Raw genomic sequence first — 19,065 nt, forward strand, 5'->3', positions numbered from 1 at the left:
CACAAAACTAAGTTTTGATGATATGTAATCTAATTATATAGCCATTCCATAGCACCCTCTTTATGAGAAAAAATTTTAGTTATAGGTCTTTTAGTAGAATTGATATCATGGATAGTTTGTTCAACAGAAAGCTTTGCAAAAAATTCATGGGGGACAATCATAGCCTGTTTTTTCAAACCTGTTTTTTGTAACTCAGGGATAATATTGCCAATCACCCATTCTTGAAGTTCAGGAGAAATGGTAAACTGCATCTCATTTGTAAGGGTAAGGAGGTATTGTGCTTTAAACTTTTTTATGTGTTCTATAAGCAGTGTCATTTCCCTTTTAAAATCTGTCGTAACCATTTCTGCTGAAGTAGGTTGCCATTTGGAGGTTAGCAAATTCTTTTCACAGTTAAAAAAACGTAAAATAAATTTGCTTTGATAAAAGTGTATATCAGCCATAAAAGATGTAAAAATTACCAAAATTTAATTACAATTTCACATTTATCATGATAAGTAATTAATCATTTAGCACATTTTAATTACCAACTCAAAAATCAAATCATCAATACTGTAAACCAGATTTTTTCAAAAATATTATTTTAAATAAAACGGAGAGACTTACTCATCGTTTGGATTAAAAACCACTCCCAACAACCCATGCTCATGTCCATGGTAAATATTTAATTTTGACAACAGTTTTACCTTTTCTGTTTTGGGGGTTGAGCAACTTGATATTCCCGGTTCTTTCCACAAAAAGGATTTTACCATTTGGTAGAATCTCCAGTTCCATAGGTTCTTCCAAATCGGTAGTTAGTGTAACTTTCTTAAATCTTTCTACAGATGGCTGTACAAGAACATCATGTTTTTCATGCTGGCAGGCTGCGATCATGATTAAGCAGCCAAAAACTAATTGTTTTAATTTCATATTTCCTAATTATTTTAAAAAAGCATATAACCGCTGAGGGTTCTCAAAGAATATTTTGTCGAAATATTCAGCCAATCCCATTTGTTTCAGATCGCTTTTAAAGGTGGTTAGTAAAAAAGATAGTCCAGGTGAACCACCGTAAGATTTCCAATAGGAACTTTTAGCAGCATCCATTCCCATGGTAATTTGGGCAGGAAATTCCGGAAGTAATTCTTTTAGTAATTTATAAGTCCAGTTTTCATCACCAGATTTCCACCGAAAAGCACTATCATACTCCACATTTATACCGGTTTGTAATAAAGCCCTGTTATACCCCACATCCTTGTAACGATCTACATGCGAAATGACAATGTGGGATAAATCAGCACCAAGCTTGTCAAACATTTCAGCTTGGGCAATTGCATGTTTCCCAAAGTTAGAATGAGTTAAAATTGGCGCCCCAGTTTCCAGATGGGCATTCACCACTGCCCTGAAAATTTTTTCCTGATGTGGACTGATAGGCTCATCACCAGTAGCCAGTTTTATCATACCAGCCTTATGACTAGTTCTCTCTACAAAAGGGCCATTGTAGTCATGCTTATCGATTCCAATATTTACGTCATCAATAAACAGTTGTGTCAGCTGGTCTTCCGAATAACTATACCGCCAATGGTTGGGCAGGTAATAGATTTCAAGATGGATTCCCGTTGGGGCAATGATTTGCACACCTGATTTTTTCGAAACTTCAGCCAATTTTAGCACATTTCTTCCCGCATCAGCCGGCATGGTATCCACCATGGTTCTCCCTCCCAAATCGTAAAATTCCTTCAACTCTTTGGAAATTTTTTCCACATCATTGAGCAGAAAAAGTTCATTACCCAAAGTCGGGTAACTTTCGTCAATTACAATATGCTCATGGGAATAGGTCAAACCCATTTGCTCTACAGGAATATCTCCTAATACAGTTCTGGCAAATTTCATAAATTTAGATTTGTGGTGCTTTTGAAATTGTAGTCCTAATATTTATACACAAATCTTTCCCCTCCTTCTAAAACCTTATACCCTACTTCTTCTTTTTGGGCAATAACTTTAAAATCTTTCGGGTCTGCAGTGTTAAATGTAAACATATCATAGTGGCAGGGAATCACCACATTTGCCCCAATTTCCTTTCCTAGCCAGACAGCCTGCTCACTATTCAGGTTACCAGCCACCTTTCTTTTGGGGTCTCGGCCATTTATGGGAAGTAAAGCCACATCAATATCGAAAGCGCTCAGCTTCTCCACCATACCTTCGTAAATCAGGGTATCTCCACTGTGGTAAATTGTGAAATCACCAAATTGTATCAGGTAGCCAAGGTAATGGTAATTTCCCTTTTCATCTCTGGCCAGGTCCTCATGGGCTGCAGGAACTGCTGAAAATTTAAAACCGTTTATCTCTATTGATTCTCCATCAGTTAAACCAATTGGGAAACCTTCAGGCATTTTGATTCTATTGGCCACGAAAGCCCTGTTTGCTTCCGGAATTATCATTTTCATATCCGGATTTTTTTCAATTAGGGGAATCAATGTCTCTCCATCCAAGTGATCGGTATGGTTATGACTTGAAGTCACCACTTCAATAAAATCCAAATCTTCCGGCCGGATGACCAACTCAGTCATTCGGACATGTGGCTTTTCTGTAGCAGCATATTTCCTGGTGAGGGAATCGGAAATATAAGGATCAAGCAAAATGAATTTTCCATCCCACTGAATTAAATATCCAGATTGCCCCAGCCACCACATATAAAATTCATTTTTTCCTGCAGGGGCACTTTTCACATCATCCAGAAATGCCTTGCCTTGTAATTTTGGTTTGATTAATTGCATTTGTATTCTTTTTTGAAGCTATTTTTTCCTGTCAATTAGACTATTTTTATTGAAAAAGTTTTACCCCCTTTTCAATACATTATTTATCCATCCTACTTCCAAAGGATTTCACCTTTCAACCCGACTTGAATGCAAGCCCGGCTCCTTTTTGTCATTGCCACAAAAAAGGAAGCAAAAAAAGTCTAGCCGAGTGTCGGACCATTCAAAAGATGCTTCCTCCCACACTATACCAACACACCTCCCCGCCTTTCTGACAACCCGCCCTATTTTCCTTTCAAAACAAATAAGGTAATTTGACATATCCCCTTTGTCAGTATTTGGAAAAATCTACATTGTAATTCTAGCTATTTCTAATTATTTCGGGAAGATTATAATACTTTCAACTTTTGCTATTAACACTTTTAGAATTTTTAATCTTCCCCTTTCTTCTATATCAGCTTTCTCATTTCTACTGCTCCGGCTACCATATTCTCTAGTTTTTTCCTTGCCGCCCACCTGGCTGTCTGGCTTAATCCGCAATCCGGAGCAATAGATAGTTTATCTGCCGGTGCGTATTTGAGGCAAAGCTTTAAGCTTTCTTTGATATCTTCCACTGTTTCAATGTAATAGCTTTTCACATCTACCACTCCTACCGCTACATTCATCTTTTTGGCAATGGGTTCAATCAGTTCTATTTCCGCAAATTCTCTATTCGCCATTTCCACATGCATTTCGTTAACCTTAAAATCAAGAAAAGCGGGAATCATTGGAGAAATTTTCCGATAACCCACGGCATGACCCTTGAAATTTCCGAAGCACAAATGCGTAGACAAATTACATTTCCCAACCACTGGTTCAACTGTTCTGTTAAAAATATCTACAAACTTTTTAGTATCTTCTTTATAGGCATAGCAACTCATGGATGGCTCATCAATGGTGAGTTCAGTACAGCCTGCTGCCACCACTTTTTCCATTTCCTCCCTCACAATTGGAATAAGGGCTTCAGTAATAGCATACCTGTCTTTGTATTGGGCATTCGGTAAAAGTCTTCCGCTCAGCGTAAATGGCCCGGGAATACTAGCCTTTAAGACAGGACCTTCAGGAGCCAGTTTTTTCAGTCTTTCAAACTCCTCCACCACACCCAGGCCATTTGGAGCAGTGATATCTCCGGTAATTAAATGTTTTCCTCTTTGGTCGTGGGCAGGAGGGCCAAATTTTCTGGGATTGATTTCATTTTGCTCAATACCAGTTAGAAACCCGTAAAAAGACAGGTTAAAATCAAATCTAGTTTGTTCTCCATCAGTAATCACGTCCAGACCTGCTGAAACCTGATCGTGAATTGCAGCAATTACTGCATCTTCCTGCATTTCAGCAATATCTGCCTCTCCAAATTTATCAAGATGCTGACTGGCAAACTCTAACCATCCGGGAAATGCATAACTTCCGATAACTGTTGTTCTAATGGGCGTTTCTTTCATTTTTTACATTTAGTTTAGTTGGGGATTAGTCGTTAGTGGTTAGTTGCTGGTTATTAGTTGTTAGTGACTGGGGATTAGGAATTGGTGATTAGGACGTTTTTGTCTCTAAGTCTTAAAAACTAATCACCAACCCCAAATCACCAATTCCTAAAATTAATTATTCTTCCATCCATCCCTGGAGACATCCGCAGCTTTATCTGGAAACTCAAGGATTCCCCCTTTTTCAAGAATTACTTCTCGTAATTGTTTTACATCCAGATCTTTTGCACCATAGTTTTTATCCAAAGCCATTGAGGTGGCTAATCCTGCAGCCATTCCCAATCCCATGGTTTGTCCCATCGATCTGCAGGAAGCATGTGCATCATGAGTTGCAGAAAAACATCTGCCTACCACCCATACAGTATCCATTCCTTTTGGAACAATGGTTCCGTAAGAGACACCATAAACTCCTCCGTTGGGCACATACTGCCAGAAAGTTTCACTCTGCCCATCCTTTCCCTTTCGGTGATCTTCAATTGGAGCACCACAAAGCAATATAGAATCATTTTCTACCTTGCCACTCATACAATCCTCTTTAGTCAGTCTTTTTTCGCCAAAAACCCTTCTGGTTTCCCTTACTCCAATCTGGTGAGAAAGCCCTATGATTTGGGAGTTTTCATATCCCGGAATCTCATCCTGAAAAAATTTCTCATAGATAAAAGCCTGTTTTCTCCCTTCTTTTTCAGCCTGACTCATTTGAAAAACATCCAGAGGGTCGAGGTCTGCTACTTTCACTGCAACTGTAGAAATACAACCCCTCTGTACCATTTCATGGGCAGATCCTTCCTTTCTCGGCAGTGGATGAGTTCCTTTTTCCACTGCTTCTGCCATTTTTGCCTTTGCCATTTTTTTACCTCCCTCCCTCTCATATTTTTCCAAATCCACATTGCTCATGCGAAAGGTGGTAGTCATACTTTGGGCAGGATCAGTGTCTCCGGCTTTTTCGTAAGATAATCCTGCCAAATGACAAAAATCTGCATCACCGGAAGCATCTATCACTTTTTTAGTAATGATCTTAAAAAAACCACTTTTATGCCACACCACACAGGAGATCTGATGGTCCCCGAGTTCCTCTACAGCTACCAGAGTGGTATGTAAAGCAACTTTCACACCCGCACTTTCCAATAAATGATCCCACACCCACTTCAGTCTTTCCGGATTATAATTTACTCCCGTTCCTGCTCCATATGTATTTGGTCGGAGGAAAATATCTCTAGTTTCATCCAGTTTATTCACTACCCTGTCTGGCAATCCCCCCACCACTTTTTTAGGAGTATCTCCCGGTGTAAAAAAACCATAGAAAGTATCCAACATCTGAGTAGATGAGCCTCCGGGAAATCCATACCGCTCAATAAGCAATACTTTATATTTTCTGCTTTCTCTGGTTCCCAAAGCTGCCACGCAACCAGCCGAGCCTCCTCCTACTACCAGCACATCGGTTTTCGCCAATATGGGAATCTGTTCAAAATTAAAAATGCTTCCCATCTTATTTGCCTACATTTTCATACAACTTCGCCAATCGGTGGGCATGCTCATCATAAGCAGATTCAAATAATTCAACTGCTCTTTCCGGCCCAACTACCGCAGCTCCACTTAATACCTTCGGAGGTTGTCCATTTTCTGTAAGAATTCTGGCTACTTCTGCTTTTATGGTATTTACGATCAGTACTCCACCAACAGTGGAACCGGGGGAAACAGGTGTATCAAGTCCGGGAACTTTGACCATAGCATCTCCCACAGGTGCCCCGGTATCCAGTACCAAATCAGAAAAATCACTTAGTTTCAATCCATCGGCTCTTTTACTGGTACTTTCATCAGAATGCTTTTTGGAAATTAAGCCTACCACTTTAACTTTTTGTTTCTGGAATTCTTCAGCTATTTCGATAGGCACCACATTACATCCACTTGAAGAAACTACCAAAGCAGAGTCTTTATCGCTTAAAGCAAAGTTTCTTACAATTCTACCGGCCAAACCAGTCACATTTTCCAAAAACATAGCCTGCCTTTGTCCGTTCGCACCCACCACCAGGTTATGAAAGCTCAGGGACAGCTCAACAATGGGGTTAAAACCCGGAAAAGAACCATATCTTGGCCACATTTCCTCGGTCATAATCCGGCTGTGACCCGAACCAAATAAATGCACCATTCTGCCTGCTAAAATTGACTCTGCATACCATTCTGCAGCAATTAATATTTTATCTTTCTGGTTGGCAACAGTTTCAATAATATCCTTGCATTTTTCCAAATAATCTAAGGTTAAACTCATTTTTTTTAGGTTTTGATTTTAATATTTATCATCCTTATTTGTAACAAGGATGCCTGAAAAAGGCGATTATATCACCAGTAAGCAGGAAAGTTGCAAACTTTCCATTATGAAAAGGCTCAAGTATTTGCTTCGCTTGATACTAAAGTCCGGTTCCGATTTTATTTTTTCCCAACTTCCAACTTCTCAACTTTTCCTCAGATGAACTTACCATGGCAAAAAAAGCTGCACCTACTGCTCCGGAAAACTCGTTACATTTGGCTTTTACAATAGGGACTTTTAAGCCTCCAGGTTTCCATTCATAATTTTCCATAAATTCTTCCAGTGGGGTAAACAAAGCTTTTCCGGCATTGCAAATTCCTCCTCCAAGGATAATCTTGTCAGGAGAGAGCACATTGCAAAATGAAGCCAGCCCTATGGCTAATTTTCGCACACTATCCAGCCAAATCCAGGAGGCAAATGGTTTCCCCTTTTTATAGTCCTCCACCAATGAGGCTGTAGAAAGATATTTTCCTAAAGACCTTTTTTCAATTGTGGAATTCCCTATGGCATCTTCCAGACTTCCCGGAATTCCGGTGATGCCACAATGGCCCTGGAAATCCAGGGAGATATGGCCCAGGTGCCCAGCCCGCTGTCCATTTCCCTGATGGATTTTCCCATCTATCATTATTCCTCCACCTACTCCGGTACCCAGTGTCACCATCAACAAATTGGAATAATCCTTCCCTGCCCCAATTTTACTTTCTGCAATTAATGCTGCCTGGGCATCATTTATAACCATCACATTTTCCTCTTGCAGGAACTCCGACCAGTTAAAGTTTTCTAAGCCATATAACCTGCCTGGCATAAAAGAAATATTGTGGTTTGAATGATCTGGTAAACCTGGAGCCGCAATTCCAATAGTCTCCGTATTGACTCCGGATATGCTCTTAAGTTCTTCAATAAATTCCTTAATAGAATTTTTCCATTGAGCCCCATTGTCCTTTACAGTATCAATTATGGGCTGCTGGCGCTGTGCTAAAATTTCCCCATCTTCATTAATGAGAATAGCTTTGATATTTGTGCCTCCCAAATCTATTCCTATCGCGTAATTTCCCATTGCTTTTGCTATTTCATGATAATTTGAGGGTTGCTTAATACTGTCCTTCACTTATGCTCCAGCCGCCATCTACGGAAAGCACCTGTCCAGTTGTAAATGCAGAATAATCGGACATAAAATAAACTGCAGCCCCATCCAGGTCTTCTGGTTTTCCAATTCTTCCGCCATCCATAGGCTGTTTGGTTTTAATAAATTTCTGAATTACCTCATCATTGGCAGCTCTTTGTGCCATTGGCGTTTCCACTAAAGCAGGAGCCAGTACATTAATCCGAATGTTATTTTCGGCATAATAGGCAGCTATGGATTTTGTATAGCCAATTACTGCTGATTTGGCTGCTGCATAAGCATGTGTCACGAAATATTTAGGGGAAGGCGAGTAGCCCAACACCGATCCCATATTCAGGATGGTTCCTTTTTTACCGTCTTCCAAAAAAGCTTTTACTGCAGCTCTGTTAGATAGCATTATGGAAGTCAGATTTAGTTCGAAAGTTTTATTCCATCCTTCCAGAGTAATTTCATGCAAAGGGCCATCTCCAAATCGTCTTCCACTTCCACCAGCTACATGATAAAGACCATCAAATCCACCAAATGTTTCCTTACACAAAGCGATGGCTCTTTCAGCGACCAGTTCATCTGTAGCATCTCCCCTGAATGCCAAGCAATTATCCCCCAAAGCTTCCTGCGCACTATCACAGCTTTCTTTTTTTCTGCCCACTACTACTATCTGAGCACCATTTTCTACAAAAGCTTTGGCGGCAGAAAAACCTAATCCGGTGGTTCCTCCAATGACTACAATTTTTTTATCCTTTAGCATTTTTTCTACTTTTTTAAGCATCCGAACAGCACCAGATACTATTTTATTTCAAGAATTATCGCACTCTTTATCAGTATTTAATAATTATAAAATACTGCGCATTTGATCACAGAATATTTTTGGAATTAGGTTTTTATACTTGAAAAACCTTTCCTTTCTCCTCGGAATGCCGAACCACTCCAGAGAGGAATAATTTTATTCATGGTTTTTACCCAAAGACCAAGACAAAATATCTCTTATATTTTTTATCATTAAACCTCCTTTATTTGCATATTCTCAGGATCCCATTGCACCAGTTTCTTTTCGAAGTAACTTTTATTTCCCGCCAGAGATACACCGGCTGCTCTCATTCCGAAAACTGCATCTTCCACTACCGGGGTCCCGTTTCTTACCGAATCGAAGAAATTTTTAAAATGCAAATAGCGATCTCCCTTGTATCCCTTTGGTGTTTTGAAGATAAATTCTTCAGGAGCTACCATTTCATATTCCTCAGGATATTTTTCATTATACCATTTGGTATAGGCTTCCTTCTGCGCTTCTGGGAAAGATCCTATAGACATACCAGGTGCTTTTGGCAATTTCTTTTTGGTCAATTTCAACTCATCCCACCCTACAGAAATTTCCCCTTCCGAGCCTACCAGTCTGAAAAGGTATTTTCCTCCAGAACCATCGGCAAAATTTGCCCTTAGAACCAGATTAAAATCAGGATGTGCATCCGTTTCCGGATATTCAAACATACCGATTTGAATATCAGGTACTTCTCGGCCATCAGTCCAGTACCTTAATCCCCCCATAGACATGATGGAAGTCGGACCTTTGGAGCCGGTAATGAAATGTAACATAGAAAGCAGATGCACAAACAAATCACCTGAAACCCCAGTACCATAATCGAGGTAATTTCTCCACCTGAAAAATCTTTTCGGATCAAAATCACGCTTGGTGGTATTGCTGACATAAGTTTTCCAATCCACCGTTTTTTCCGAGGCATCCAGTGGAATAGAATATTGCCATGCTCCGATCGCATTAAATCTATCAAATTGAGCCTCTACAAAATTCAATTTACCAATTTCTCCAGCAGCTAAAAGTGCTTTAGCTTTCGCATGGATAATTGAACTCACAAACTGAGAGCCTACCTGAAAAACCTGTTTGGTTTCCTTTTGTGCATTAATGAGCCGATGACCTTCCTCCACATACTGCACCATTGGTTTTTCACAATAAACTGCCTTGCCTTTTTTCATAGAATCGATGGCAATTTTCTCGTGCCAGTGGTCGGAAGTAGCCACAATTACTGCATCAATATCATCCCGATCAATAATTTCCTTATAATCCCTTGTGGTCTGAATATCTTTCCCCCATAACTCTTTTGCTTTTGTCAACCTTCCATCATACAAATCACAGGCAGCAACTACCTCAACCCCATCCACCATTAAAGCCGTTTGTGTATCGCCAATTCCCATTCCACCGGTTCCCAGACAGGCGATTCTGATTTTATCATTAGCAGAAATATTCTTCTTTTCCTCTTTGGGATGGGCTAATATTTCCACATGTTGATTGCGGTTTTTTGCAGATAATACAGTTGGAGCACCTGCTATAATAGCAGAAGATGCGCCCAGTTTTTTAATAAATGACCTTCTATTCTTTTTCATTTTCATTAATCTTTTTAGTTCAAAAACTTAAATAAAAATTTTGTGTATTGAATTGAATCATCCAGTCACTTTCTGGCTGATTTCTCCTGTATTTTTGTTTTTCAAAATAACTTTATCCCGACCATCGGGTAATTTTTCGGTTTTGATCAAATAGTGATCCGCATCATATTCTACCATGTCAATCCCACTGGTTACATCAGTTCTGCCTCTCCAGTCTTCAAGTTCCACAGGTTCCCATTTTTTAGTCTTAGCAGATTTATAGCAGGCATCCATAATGGCATTCACCACATATCCATCGTAGAAAGTTTCCATTGGTGCCGTGCCTTTATCAATAGCATCAAACATATCAGTAAACATGTGATTATAACCCAAGGCATGAGCTTCATCCCCTACCGGAAATAACCAGCCCGTTTCCGATTCCGCTTTTTCGGCTACATAGCCATCTTCCCCTACTGCAGTGAATAATTCAAACCCTGTTCTTAAAAAATGGTCTAATCTAATTGTCCCTTCTACTCCTGCGACTTCATCTCTCAAATCCATTCCTCCCCTATATGACCAGCTTACCTCAAACTGACTCACTGCACCTGTAGCATATTTTACCAGGCCAACTGCATTGTCTTCAGCATTGATTGGTTTCACTAAGGTATCTGCCCAGCACATGACTTCTACAGGCAAAATATCTTTTCCTATAAAATTTCTTCCGATTTCAATACAATGGCAACCCATATCCACAATAGCTCCTCCACCTGAAACTTCCGAATTCCAAAACCAGTCACTGTGAGGGCCAGGATGTGCTTCCCTTGATCTTGTCCAGGTCACTTTTCCCAATGCCCCATTCTGAACTGACTTTATGGCTTTTAAGGTTTTGGGGGTATAGACCAAATCTTCCAGATATCCGGCAAATACAGCTGCTTTTTCCACAATATCCAAAATCTCTTTGGCCTCCCTTGCGCTTCTGGCCAGTGGTTTTGTACATAAAATCGCTTTACCAGCCTTGGCAGCCAGAGTGATGGCTTCCTTGTGCAGATTATTTGGTAATCCTATAATCACTACACTCGTTTCCGGATCATTGACTGCTTTCTCCATATCCGTTTCCCACTTGGGAATTCCCCAATCGGAGGCAAATTTTTTCGCTCTCTCCTCTGATCTTGAATAGATGGTTTGCACCCGGTCTTTTCCCCTCTGGCTGTGCAAAGTCATGGTGTAAAAGTTACCAATTAAACCTGTGCCCAACATTGTAATTTTATGTCCTTTCATTTTCTGTTTTTTTAAATAATTTATGCTTTAGTATTTTGTAAACTGATCTTTTGCCTGCTTAAAACTTATATTAGTTAAGGCTTTTACTATAACCTCTATTGATAAATGAAAAGCAGCATCCATCGATTAACTACTTCCCAGCAGTATATTTCTTCTTAAAAGACTGCCAGGTTTCCATTGACTTTTTTAAATGAATATCACTGTTTAATTTGATATTATAAGTCTGCAATCCAACCGGGCCGGTAAATCCCAGGTCCAGAAAAGTTTTTAAATAATTATATGTATCATAATCACCTTCACCCAGTGGCTGAATAAATGACTTCCATATTTGTTTTTCATCTGCAGGATTTGCATCTGCACCGTTAAAGCTTATGGCAAATAAGTATGGAACTGATGCATTCGCTATTGAGGGAAACTTTTGTATTGGATCAATACCTTTCATATGGCAATGCGCCAGGTAATGGCAAAGGTTAAAAGTCATCCCCAAATTTCTTCTGTTTACTTTTTCTGCCACTCTTATGGCATCTTCAGCACATTCTATCCAAAAATATACATGAGGATAGAGCATTACTTTTGCATTGTATTGGGCAGCCATATCTGCAATTTCCTGAAGAATTGGTACTGCTATTCCATCATTTTCTACTGATGAAGGTTTATATTTTTTACTCACCACATGCAACCAGATCATAGTAGGTTTTCCTTCAACCATTTTAAAAATTTCTTCAATTCGTGGATCATAAGGCTGCGGTTCATTGTCCAGATCTACTCTTATATAATTGGTATAAATATTTAATCCTTCATTTTCAATGGCTTTTTGCATGGCGGAAAAACCATCGATTCCTTCTTTTTCCACTCCATCATAACCCAGATCTTTTAAAAGTTTTGCCTGCTCCTCAAGTGTTTCGTAACCACCACTTTTGATACCTGTGTTAAAAGAGAAAAAAGGATTTTCAATTGACTTTTTCTGTGCGTTAACAATCAGTGAGAAAGTAAAAAAAATAAAGGTTATTAGTTTGATTTTCAATTTCATATATAGATCATTTACTTTTTCAAAACAACAAGATGTTAAAGATCTTCCCCTAACTTCGGAATGCCGAACCACTTCCAGAAGGGGAGAATCGTTTCCCCCTCCATTGAGGCGGCTAGGGGGAGGAAATCATTATTTCAATGTCAATAAATATGTAGTTAAGTCTGCTAAATCCTGGTTGTTCAATCCCAAAGCCGTTCCACTTGGCATAATGCTGGTGGCCATTGGTTTTTTGGCCACAATTTCCCGGGAATCAATTACGGTTTGTTTACCAGCTACATCCCTCAACACTGTAGTTTCTCCTTCAGAAACCATAAATCCGAAATAAGAATTATCGCCTTTGGTTTTTACCTCCACCATAGTGTAACCAAATGCTAATGCTGCACTCGGTTCAAGAATAGCATTTAGTAAGCCATTCTGATCGAACTTCGACCCGATTTTACTCAGGTTTGGGCCGATTTCTTTTCCGATGTCTCCCACCTTGTGACAGGTAGTACATTTCTGCCCGAAAATTTCATTGCCTTTTTCAACAGTTCCTGCTAAAGCCGTTATTTCATCATAGGCAACATCCTTTTTATCTGGATTTTCAAAATATTCAGCAGCCAATGTTCTTACCTCCTGATCTGGATTATTAAAAATCACCCTGGCAGTTTCCTTTTTCAATGCATCAGTCAATTGATTGTCTGAAGCCAGCGCAATAAGGATTTTCCCTCCATCAATTTCCTTTGCCAGTTTTTGAATAGCTACAATTTTTTCCTGATTCGATTTCTCTGCATCAAGTACTATCGCTTTTTGGGCTAATAGTTCATGGGAAATTTCAGTGTTATTTTCATTCTCAAAGGCTTTCCAGTCAACCAGAGAAAACCAGTTGTTTGATTTTCTAAAGTTTAATAACCATTCCGCCTGTTCACCTACGGCTTTCACGGGAGAGTCTGCCAATTTAGCCATTGCTTTTATTGCCTCAGGATTATTGATATAACTCATGGCCACCATGGCTTTCGATCTGTCCTCATCGGAAATATTGACAGCCACGGCCCTTTCCATGAAGGCTGGAAGTGCCACATCAGGATGTAACCTCCAGGCGATATTGGCAAACCTAGGAGACCATTTTGTAAAATCTTCATGCTGATTTTCCAATAAAGCCAGGTATAATTCTTTTTCCTTCTTATCTGCACCGATGCCCAGTGCCTCAAGATAATAGGCATCAAAACCATCATAAGCCTTAGCCAGTTCAATTAAAATTTCCTTTGAATTTTCCCAGGGAATATCCCTCAAAGAAATAGCTACTTCTCTTAAAACTGCGGTGGATGGATCATCTTTGGCAATATTGGCAATTTCTAATATTTTATCCTGATCAGCTTTTAACGCTCTATATGCGGCAACTCTTAATAAAGGAGAAGTATTATTTCTAAGTATACCTTCTACTTCTACCTCTCCCTTCTCCCCTAATTGAGCCAATAACCAAACTGCCCTGGCTTTTATATAAGGGTTTGAATCACTTATCAGCTCCTTAACTTGTGGTAATACAGTTTCTCCCTGTGCTTTTAATTTTACAAAACCAAGGTTTCTGACATTAATGGCCGGGCTTTTTAAAGCCTCAATTTGTCCATCAATTGTGGATAAATCATATTTTGGTTTAGTTAGATTTTTTCCTTTTGGGGTAATTCTATAGATACGACCATAGCCTTTTTTATCCTTCATTTGGTGCCCCCCCACAATTTGGTCATACCAATCGCAGACATAAATAGCTCCATCGGTTCCGATAGCTACATCACTAGGCCTGAATAATTTTCTTTCATCAGTACCTTTTGCATTCCACACATAATCTTCGGTAGATTCATCAAGAGAGGTAATTAAATCTTTTTTATCAAACTTATAACCGGCCCCTTTCAATTCAGGCTGATAACCGAAAACTACATTCCTTCCGGCATCAGCACTTAAAAACATTCCTCTGTATTTGTCACCAAAGGCATCTCCTTCATAAAGTGCCACACCAGTGGGTGCTCCAGCCCCGGTTCTATCGCCAATGGGTAAGACCCCCGGATCTTCCTGATGCCAGTGTGCCGTAAAAATATCCTGCCCCGGTCTTCTATCCGCTTTCCAGGTCCTGCTTCCATCTGCGCTAAAATATCCTGCATTACTTCCTTCCATTACCCAGTTTACCCTGCAAGCCACCACTTCATCATCGTTGTCATTCTGCCACATATTGCCATAAGAATCTACCGCCAATTCATAAGCATTTCGGAAATTATGTGCTAAAACCCCCAGACCTTTTCCATCAGGACCAATTTTTAAAGCCAAACCTCCTACCCAAACTCTGCCATCGTCACTTACTTGTTTTGGTTCATTTACTTTATTATATGGAGTACCCCCTTTATAAATACTTCCCGATCTTAAAGTCCACCCTGCTTTGTCAACTACCTTGTGAGGCCCTGCATTACCTGTGTTAAAATACCAGTTTCCATCAGGACCAGCTACAAATGAATGCAAACTATGATCGTGATCCAGTCCTCCAAAACCAGTAAGGAAAATCTCTTTTTTATCGGGTTTATCGTCTCCATTTTCATCTGTATAAATGATCACATTTGGCGCACAGGAAACGATTACCTGATTGCCCATTACAGCAATTCCCAAAGGAGCAACCAAGTCCTTATCCTGCACAAAAACTTTGTTATTATCTGCTATTCCATCATTATTGGTATCTTCAAGAATCACCACCCTGTCCCCTTCTTCAAAATGTAATCTGTCTTCAGGATTATTATTAAAATCCCTATAGTTCACTGCCTCAGTCACCCAAATTCTTCCCTTTGCATCCACATCCATATTTGTGGGATTATAAAATTGGGGAGATTCTGCCCATAAGGTAGATTCCCAATCATCGGGGAGGTATAAGTTACCATCAAATTGCCTGGTAAAATCAAGCGGAGTATAAAATTCTTTAACTTTTCTGGGGTCTTTACAGGAAATCAACCCTATTAAAGTCACCAGAATAATGATGATGTTTTTTTTCATTTTCAATTTAAAATTCAATGTTTATTTGAATAAATCGCAGGTTCATTTATCGGGATTTTAGTTTAGTCAAATTGCACTAAGTAAAAATCTTAAAAATTCCCATTGACTTTCATTTTTCAAATATCACAAGATTTTTCAATGGTTTTTGGTACTATTTTACCAAGAAATTCAAAAATCTTAGCGGCAACCCAGATAATATTTTATCATAATTAGGGAAATGCTTAAGTTTATATTGAAATTTAATTAATTTAATATTCACTTTTCCAAATTCCAAAAGACTATGATTAACCGAAGAGAAATGTTGAGAATGTCCACCGTGGCAACCGCCTCAATTCCTTTTATTACATTGGATGATTTTTTAAATAATGGCAAAATGAAAGGCTTCAAAGTTGGAGCATGTGACTGGTCAATTGGGCAAAGAGCAAAAGTAGAAGCCATGAGTGTAGCAAAAAGCATTGGGTTAGATGGGGTTCAGGTTAGTTTGGGTACTGTTGAAGATAATATGCACCTAAGGACTAAAGCCATACAGGAAGCCTATAAAAAAGCCTCAAAAGAAAATGGAGTTGCTATTGGAGGAATGGCTATTGGGGAACTAAACTCTGTACCCTATAAATCTGCTCCAGAAACCGAGCAGTGGGTATTGGACAGTATAGATGTGGCCAAGGCAATGGGGGTAAAAGTAGTTTTACTTGCATTTTTTGGAAAGGGAGATATTAAAGGAGATAAGGAAGGGACAAAAGAAGTAATAAAGCGACTCAAAAAAGCAGCTCCAAAAGCGGAAAAGGAAAAAATCACTCTGGGTATAGAATCATGGTTGAGTGCCAAGGAACACATGGAAATAATTGATGCAGTGGAATCGGATATGATAAAAGTATATTATGACACCGCCAATTCCAATAAAATGGGCTACGACATTTATGAAGAAATCCGATGGTTGGGGAAGAAAAATATTTGCGAATTTCACCTGAAAGAAAATGGCAATTTACTTGGAGAAGGTGTAGTTGATTTTAAGAAAGTAAGAGCTGCCATCGATGATATTGGCTACAGAGGATGGGTTCAAATTGAGGGGGCTATCCCGGAAGGAGGAGAAAGGGTGGAAAGTTATATCAAAAACAGAGAATTTGTCAAAAGTCTGTTTCCCGATAAAATAGGCTAGCCAAAAAAGAAAATGAAACCACTTTTAGAGAAATTAACCCTCGAGCCCAAGAATTCCTTTGTATTACTGAGGGACAAGTTGCCTTATTATCCCACACCATGGCATTATCATCCGGAATACGAGCTGGTTTTAGTGGTGAAAAGCTCGGGGAAAAGGATAGTTGGAGATAATATTGAAAATTTTAATGATGGGGATTTGGTTTTTATGGGACCAAATCTCCCACATGTTTACGATAATGATCCGGAATATTATGAAGGAAGGGAAGACCTTGAAGCAGAGGCAATTGTAATTCATTTTAAGGAAGATTTTCTGGGAAAGGGATTCTTTTCCATCCCGGAAATGCATAAAGTCTCCCGTTTTTTCGAAAAATCGAAATATGGCATCAAAATAACCGGGCAAACCAGGACAAATGTAGCCCAGGCTATGGAAGATTTATTCATTTATGAGGAGCAGACCCGAATTATTAAATTATTGCAAATATTGGAAGAACTCTCCCTCTCACAGGAGTACCAACTTCTGGCGAGTCCCGGATTTGTAAAGAATTATTCTAACTCTGGTTCTGAAAGGCTTACAAACGTTTATGAATACATCATGAAGAATTTTGCCTCTGATATCCAGTTGGATGAAATAGCAGAAAAGGCAAATATGTCTCCCAATGCTTTTTGCAGATTTTTTAAAGCCAGGACCAGGAAGACTTTTTCTACTTTTCTCAATGAAATCAGGGTTGGAAATGCCTGTAAACTTTTAATTGAGGATAAATTGCATATTTCCCAAATATGCTATGAAAGCGGATTTAATAATCTGTCCAACTTTAACAGGCAATTCAAGAAAATTACGGGCAAGTCTCCCCTTGCTTATAAAAAACAACATCAGGTTTTAGGGAAATAATGGGGGAAATAAAATATATTTGTTTCTCTTTTTAAAACAATTTCTGTTGATCAAACTAAGACCCGCCAAATTAACTAAAATCTATTTAGTTCAATTTTCCTATTATTTAATATTATAAAACCCAAAATAACAAATTTTCTTACGGGGGTGGGAAATGTTGCCCACAAGACAAATATAGTATAATATTTGTTAACCAAGAGTATTCAAAGTAGGATAATCATATATTGAACTATTTTCAGATGTTATAGTAACTAAAGGCCAGAATTATGGCACCTTTTATGTAAGGAATTTAAAGATAAATCCTCTTTTTTTTGTTTTCATTTTTCATAAAACCCTTGTATTCAAAACCAGATGGGGAACAATGAAAGGAATGGTTTATTAAAAAGAAAATATTACATCACATAACTTATATAACTATTTTAATATTAATATGAATAATCATAATCTTAATTAAATTTCATCCAGTTGGCAAAATGTAGTAGAAAGACTACTTTTAAACTGCAAATAAAGAATCAATCATCAATAACATTTTATCAATTATCATAATAGACTATGGGAAAAACATACACGATCCAATTTCACACCTTGATAGGAGGCCGGGCAAAATCGGTGCAGAAAGCACTGTTTGTCTTGTTTGGTCTTTTATTCAGCTTCCAAATGAGTTTTGGAAGTAATGTTACCGAACATGAAGCCTTAACCAGCTCATTTTATGACACCACGACATACAAGCTTTTGAGTTCAGAAATCTTTGAGGCTGAGGATGCCCTTGGGGATATAGCAAATATTACTGATGTTGTTAATACAAATGTGGGTTTACGTGAACCAGATGCAGCCTCAAAAAAGAAAGTTGCTTATATCCCTGACCCAGGGGATAAAATAAAAATTCCTTTTACAATTGATGCTGATGGTGATTATGTATTCTTCGTAAGATTAAGAAGTGGGGACAATGGAAATGCGAATTACACTATTAATGTAGATGGTATAGAAAAAAACTTCACCCTAATTAATGGAAGTATTTCTCCTAAAAGCCCAGATTTAGGAGGTTCATATTGGTCTACTTTAGAAATTGATGGAATTGTAAATTTATCAGGCACAGATCACTATATAGAGATTCAGGCTGATGGTTTTTTTCAAGCTGTAGACTTCATAGAAGTGGGAGAGGTTGACATGGCTGGCCCATATTCGGGTCCATTACCAGCACCTGGAAATTTAACTCTTAAAGAATTAAATTCTACCAAACTTAATATTGGTTGGGATGCTGTTCCTGGAGTAACTGGTTATAAAATTGAAGTAGCAGATAATAAGGGAGGTACCTATACAACCTTGGAGACAGTTGACAGATATTCTTTATATTATCAACATAGTGGTTTAAGTGAAGGTACTACCAAAGCCTATAAAATAACTGCCCTTCGGTATGAACCTCACTGGCATAGAGAAAAAAGGTAGTCCGGATCATAAGTTCCAGTACAACGGTAAAGAAAAACAGGAAGACTTCGATTTGAACTGGTATGACTATGGTTGGAGAAATTACGATCCTGCTTTAGGTAGATGGCATGGAGTAGATGGAATGTCTGAGAAATATGTCTCTTATTCTCCTTACCACTATGCAGGTAACAATCCGATACGGAATTATGATATTGATGGGAATGAGTTT

At 38.7% G+C, this 19,065-nt stretch carries 17 protein-coding genes; 4 read left to right on the top strand and 13 right to left on the bottom strand.

Annotated features, from left to right (window positions below; genetic code table 11):
* Positions 1-29 precede the first annotated feature (29 nt).
* From A3EM_RS0120205 to A3EM_RS0120270, 13 genes are all read right to left on the bottom strand, one after another.
* Entirely contained in the window at positions 30-380 is a 351-nt protein-coding gene (locus A3EM_RS0120205; RefSeq protein WP_157637991.1) for a hypothetical protein, read from the bottom strand.
* Positions 381-645: 265 nt separating this feature from the next.
* Positions 646-909, bottom strand: coding sequence for a hypothetical protein (locus A3EM_RS0120210; protein WP_020530064.1), 264 nt, complete (start codon positions 907-909; stop codon positions 646-648).
* A 9-nt stretch (positions 910-918) separates the two neighbouring features.
* A complete protein-coding gene (locus A3EM_RS0120215; protein WP_020530065.1) occupies positions 919-1,869 on the bottom strand; it encodes a phosphotriesterase family protein in 951 nt (316 codons plus the stop codon).
* Between the two features lie 35 nt (positions 1,870-1,904).
* Entirely contained in the window at positions 1,905-2,753 is an 849-nt protein-coding gene (locus tag A3EM_RS0120220; RefSeq protein WP_020530066.1) for an MBL fold metallo-hydrolase, read from the bottom strand.
* A 428-nt stretch (positions 2,754-3,181) separates the two neighbouring features.
* Positions 3,182-4,210 (bottom strand): hypothetical protein, encoded by a 1,029-nt coding sequence (locus tag A3EM_RS0120230; protein WP_020530068.1) that lies wholly within the window; start codon positions 4,208-4,210, stop codon positions 3,182-3,184.
* Positions 4,211-4,363: 153 nt separating this feature from the next.
* Positions 4,364-5,734 carry an FAD-dependent oxidoreductase gene (locus A3EM_RS0120235; protein ID WP_020530069.1) on the bottom strand — a complete coding sequence of 457 codons (1,371 nt, stop codon included), beginning with the start codon at positions 5,732-5,734 and terminating at the stop codon, positions 4,364-4,366.
* Between the two features lies 1 nt (position 5,735).
* Complete coding sequence (locus A3EM_RS0120240) at positions 5,736-6,515, bottom strand: sugar isomerase domain-containing protein (protein ID WP_020530070.1); 780 nt, start codon at positions 6,513-6,515, stop codon at positions 5,736-5,738.
* A gap of 139 nt (positions 6,516-6,654) precedes the next feature.
* Positions 6,655-7,611, bottom strand: coding sequence for an ROK family protein (locus A3EM_RS0120245; protein ID WP_044239189.1), 957 nt, complete (start codon positions 7,609-7,611; stop codon positions 6,655-6,657).
* A gap of 34 nt (positions 7,612-7,645) precedes the next feature.
* A complete protein-coding gene (locus A3EM_RS0120250; RefSeq protein ID WP_026210443.1) occupies positions 7,646-8,425 on the bottom strand; it encodes an SDR family NAD(P)-dependent oxidoreductase in 780 nt (259 codons plus the stop codon).
* 251 nt (positions 8,426-8,676) lie between these two features.
* Positions 8,677-10,077 (bottom strand): Gfo/Idh/MocA family oxidoreductase, encoded by a 1,401-nt coding sequence (locus A3EM_RS0120255; protein ID WP_020530073.1) that lies wholly within the window; start codon positions 10,075-10,077, stop codon positions 8,677-8,679.
* 51 nt (positions 10,078-10,128) lie between these two features.
* Positions 10,129-11,328, bottom strand: coding sequence for a Gfo/Idh/MocA family protein (locus A3EM_RS0120260; RefSeq protein WP_020530074.1), 1,200 nt, complete (start codon positions 11,326-11,328; stop codon positions 10,129-10,131).
* Positions 11,329-11,458: 130 nt separating this feature from the next.
* Positions 11,459-12,358: a sugar phosphate isomerase/epimerase family protein gene (locus tag A3EM_RS0120265; RefSeq protein WP_020530075.1), complete on the bottom strand. Its 900-nt coding sequence runs from the start codon at positions 12,356-12,358 to the stop codon at positions 11,459-11,461.
* Between the two features lie 129 nt (positions 12,359-12,487).
* A complete protein-coding gene (locus A3EM_RS0120270) occupies positions 12,488-15,367 on the bottom strand; it encodes a PVC-type heme-binding CxxCH protein (RefSeq protein ID WP_020530076.1) in 2,880 nt (959 codons plus the stop codon).
* Between the two features lie 280 nt (positions 15,368-15,647).
* Here A3EM_RS0120270 and A3EM_RS0120275 point away from each other — a divergent pair, with 280 nt between their 5' ends.
* The 4 genes from A3EM_RS0120275 to A3EM_RS47110 all read left to right on the top strand — a co-directional run.
* The gene (locus tag A3EM_RS0120275; RefSeq protein ID WP_020530077.1) at positions 15,648-16,523 is read left to right on the top strand and encodes a sugar phosphate isomerase/epimerase family protein; all 876 of its coding nucleotides are present in this window, start codon (positions 15,648-15,650) and stop codon (positions 16,521-16,523) included.
* Between the two features lie 12 nt (positions 16,524-16,535).
* Positions 16,536-17,411 (top strand): AraC family transcriptional regulator, encoded by an 876-nt coding sequence (locus A3EM_RS0120280; protein WP_020530078.1) that lies wholly within the window; start codon positions 16,536-16,538, stop codon positions 17,409-17,411.
* A 552-nt stretch (positions 17,412-17,963) separates the two neighbouring features.
* Positions 17,964-18,857 (top strand): fibronectin type III domain-containing protein, encoded by an 894-nt coding sequence (locus A3EM_RS0120285; RefSeq protein WP_020530079.1) that lies wholly within the window; start codon positions 17,964-17,966, stop codon positions 18,855-18,857.
* Positions 18,826-19,065 (top strand): RHS repeat-associated core domain-containing protein (locus A3EM_RS47110; protein ID WP_026210446.1); only part of this gene is annotated, 240 nt, incomplete at its 3' end. The genes A3EM_RS0120285 and A3EM_RS47110, both read left to right, overlap by 32 nt.

Origin of the sequence: Flexithrix dorotheae DSM 6795, assembly GCF_000379765.1 — a bacterium.
Taxonomy (GTDB): Bacteria; Bacteroidota; Bacteroidia; order Cytophagales; family Flammeovirgaceae; genus Flexithrix; species Flexithrix dorotheae.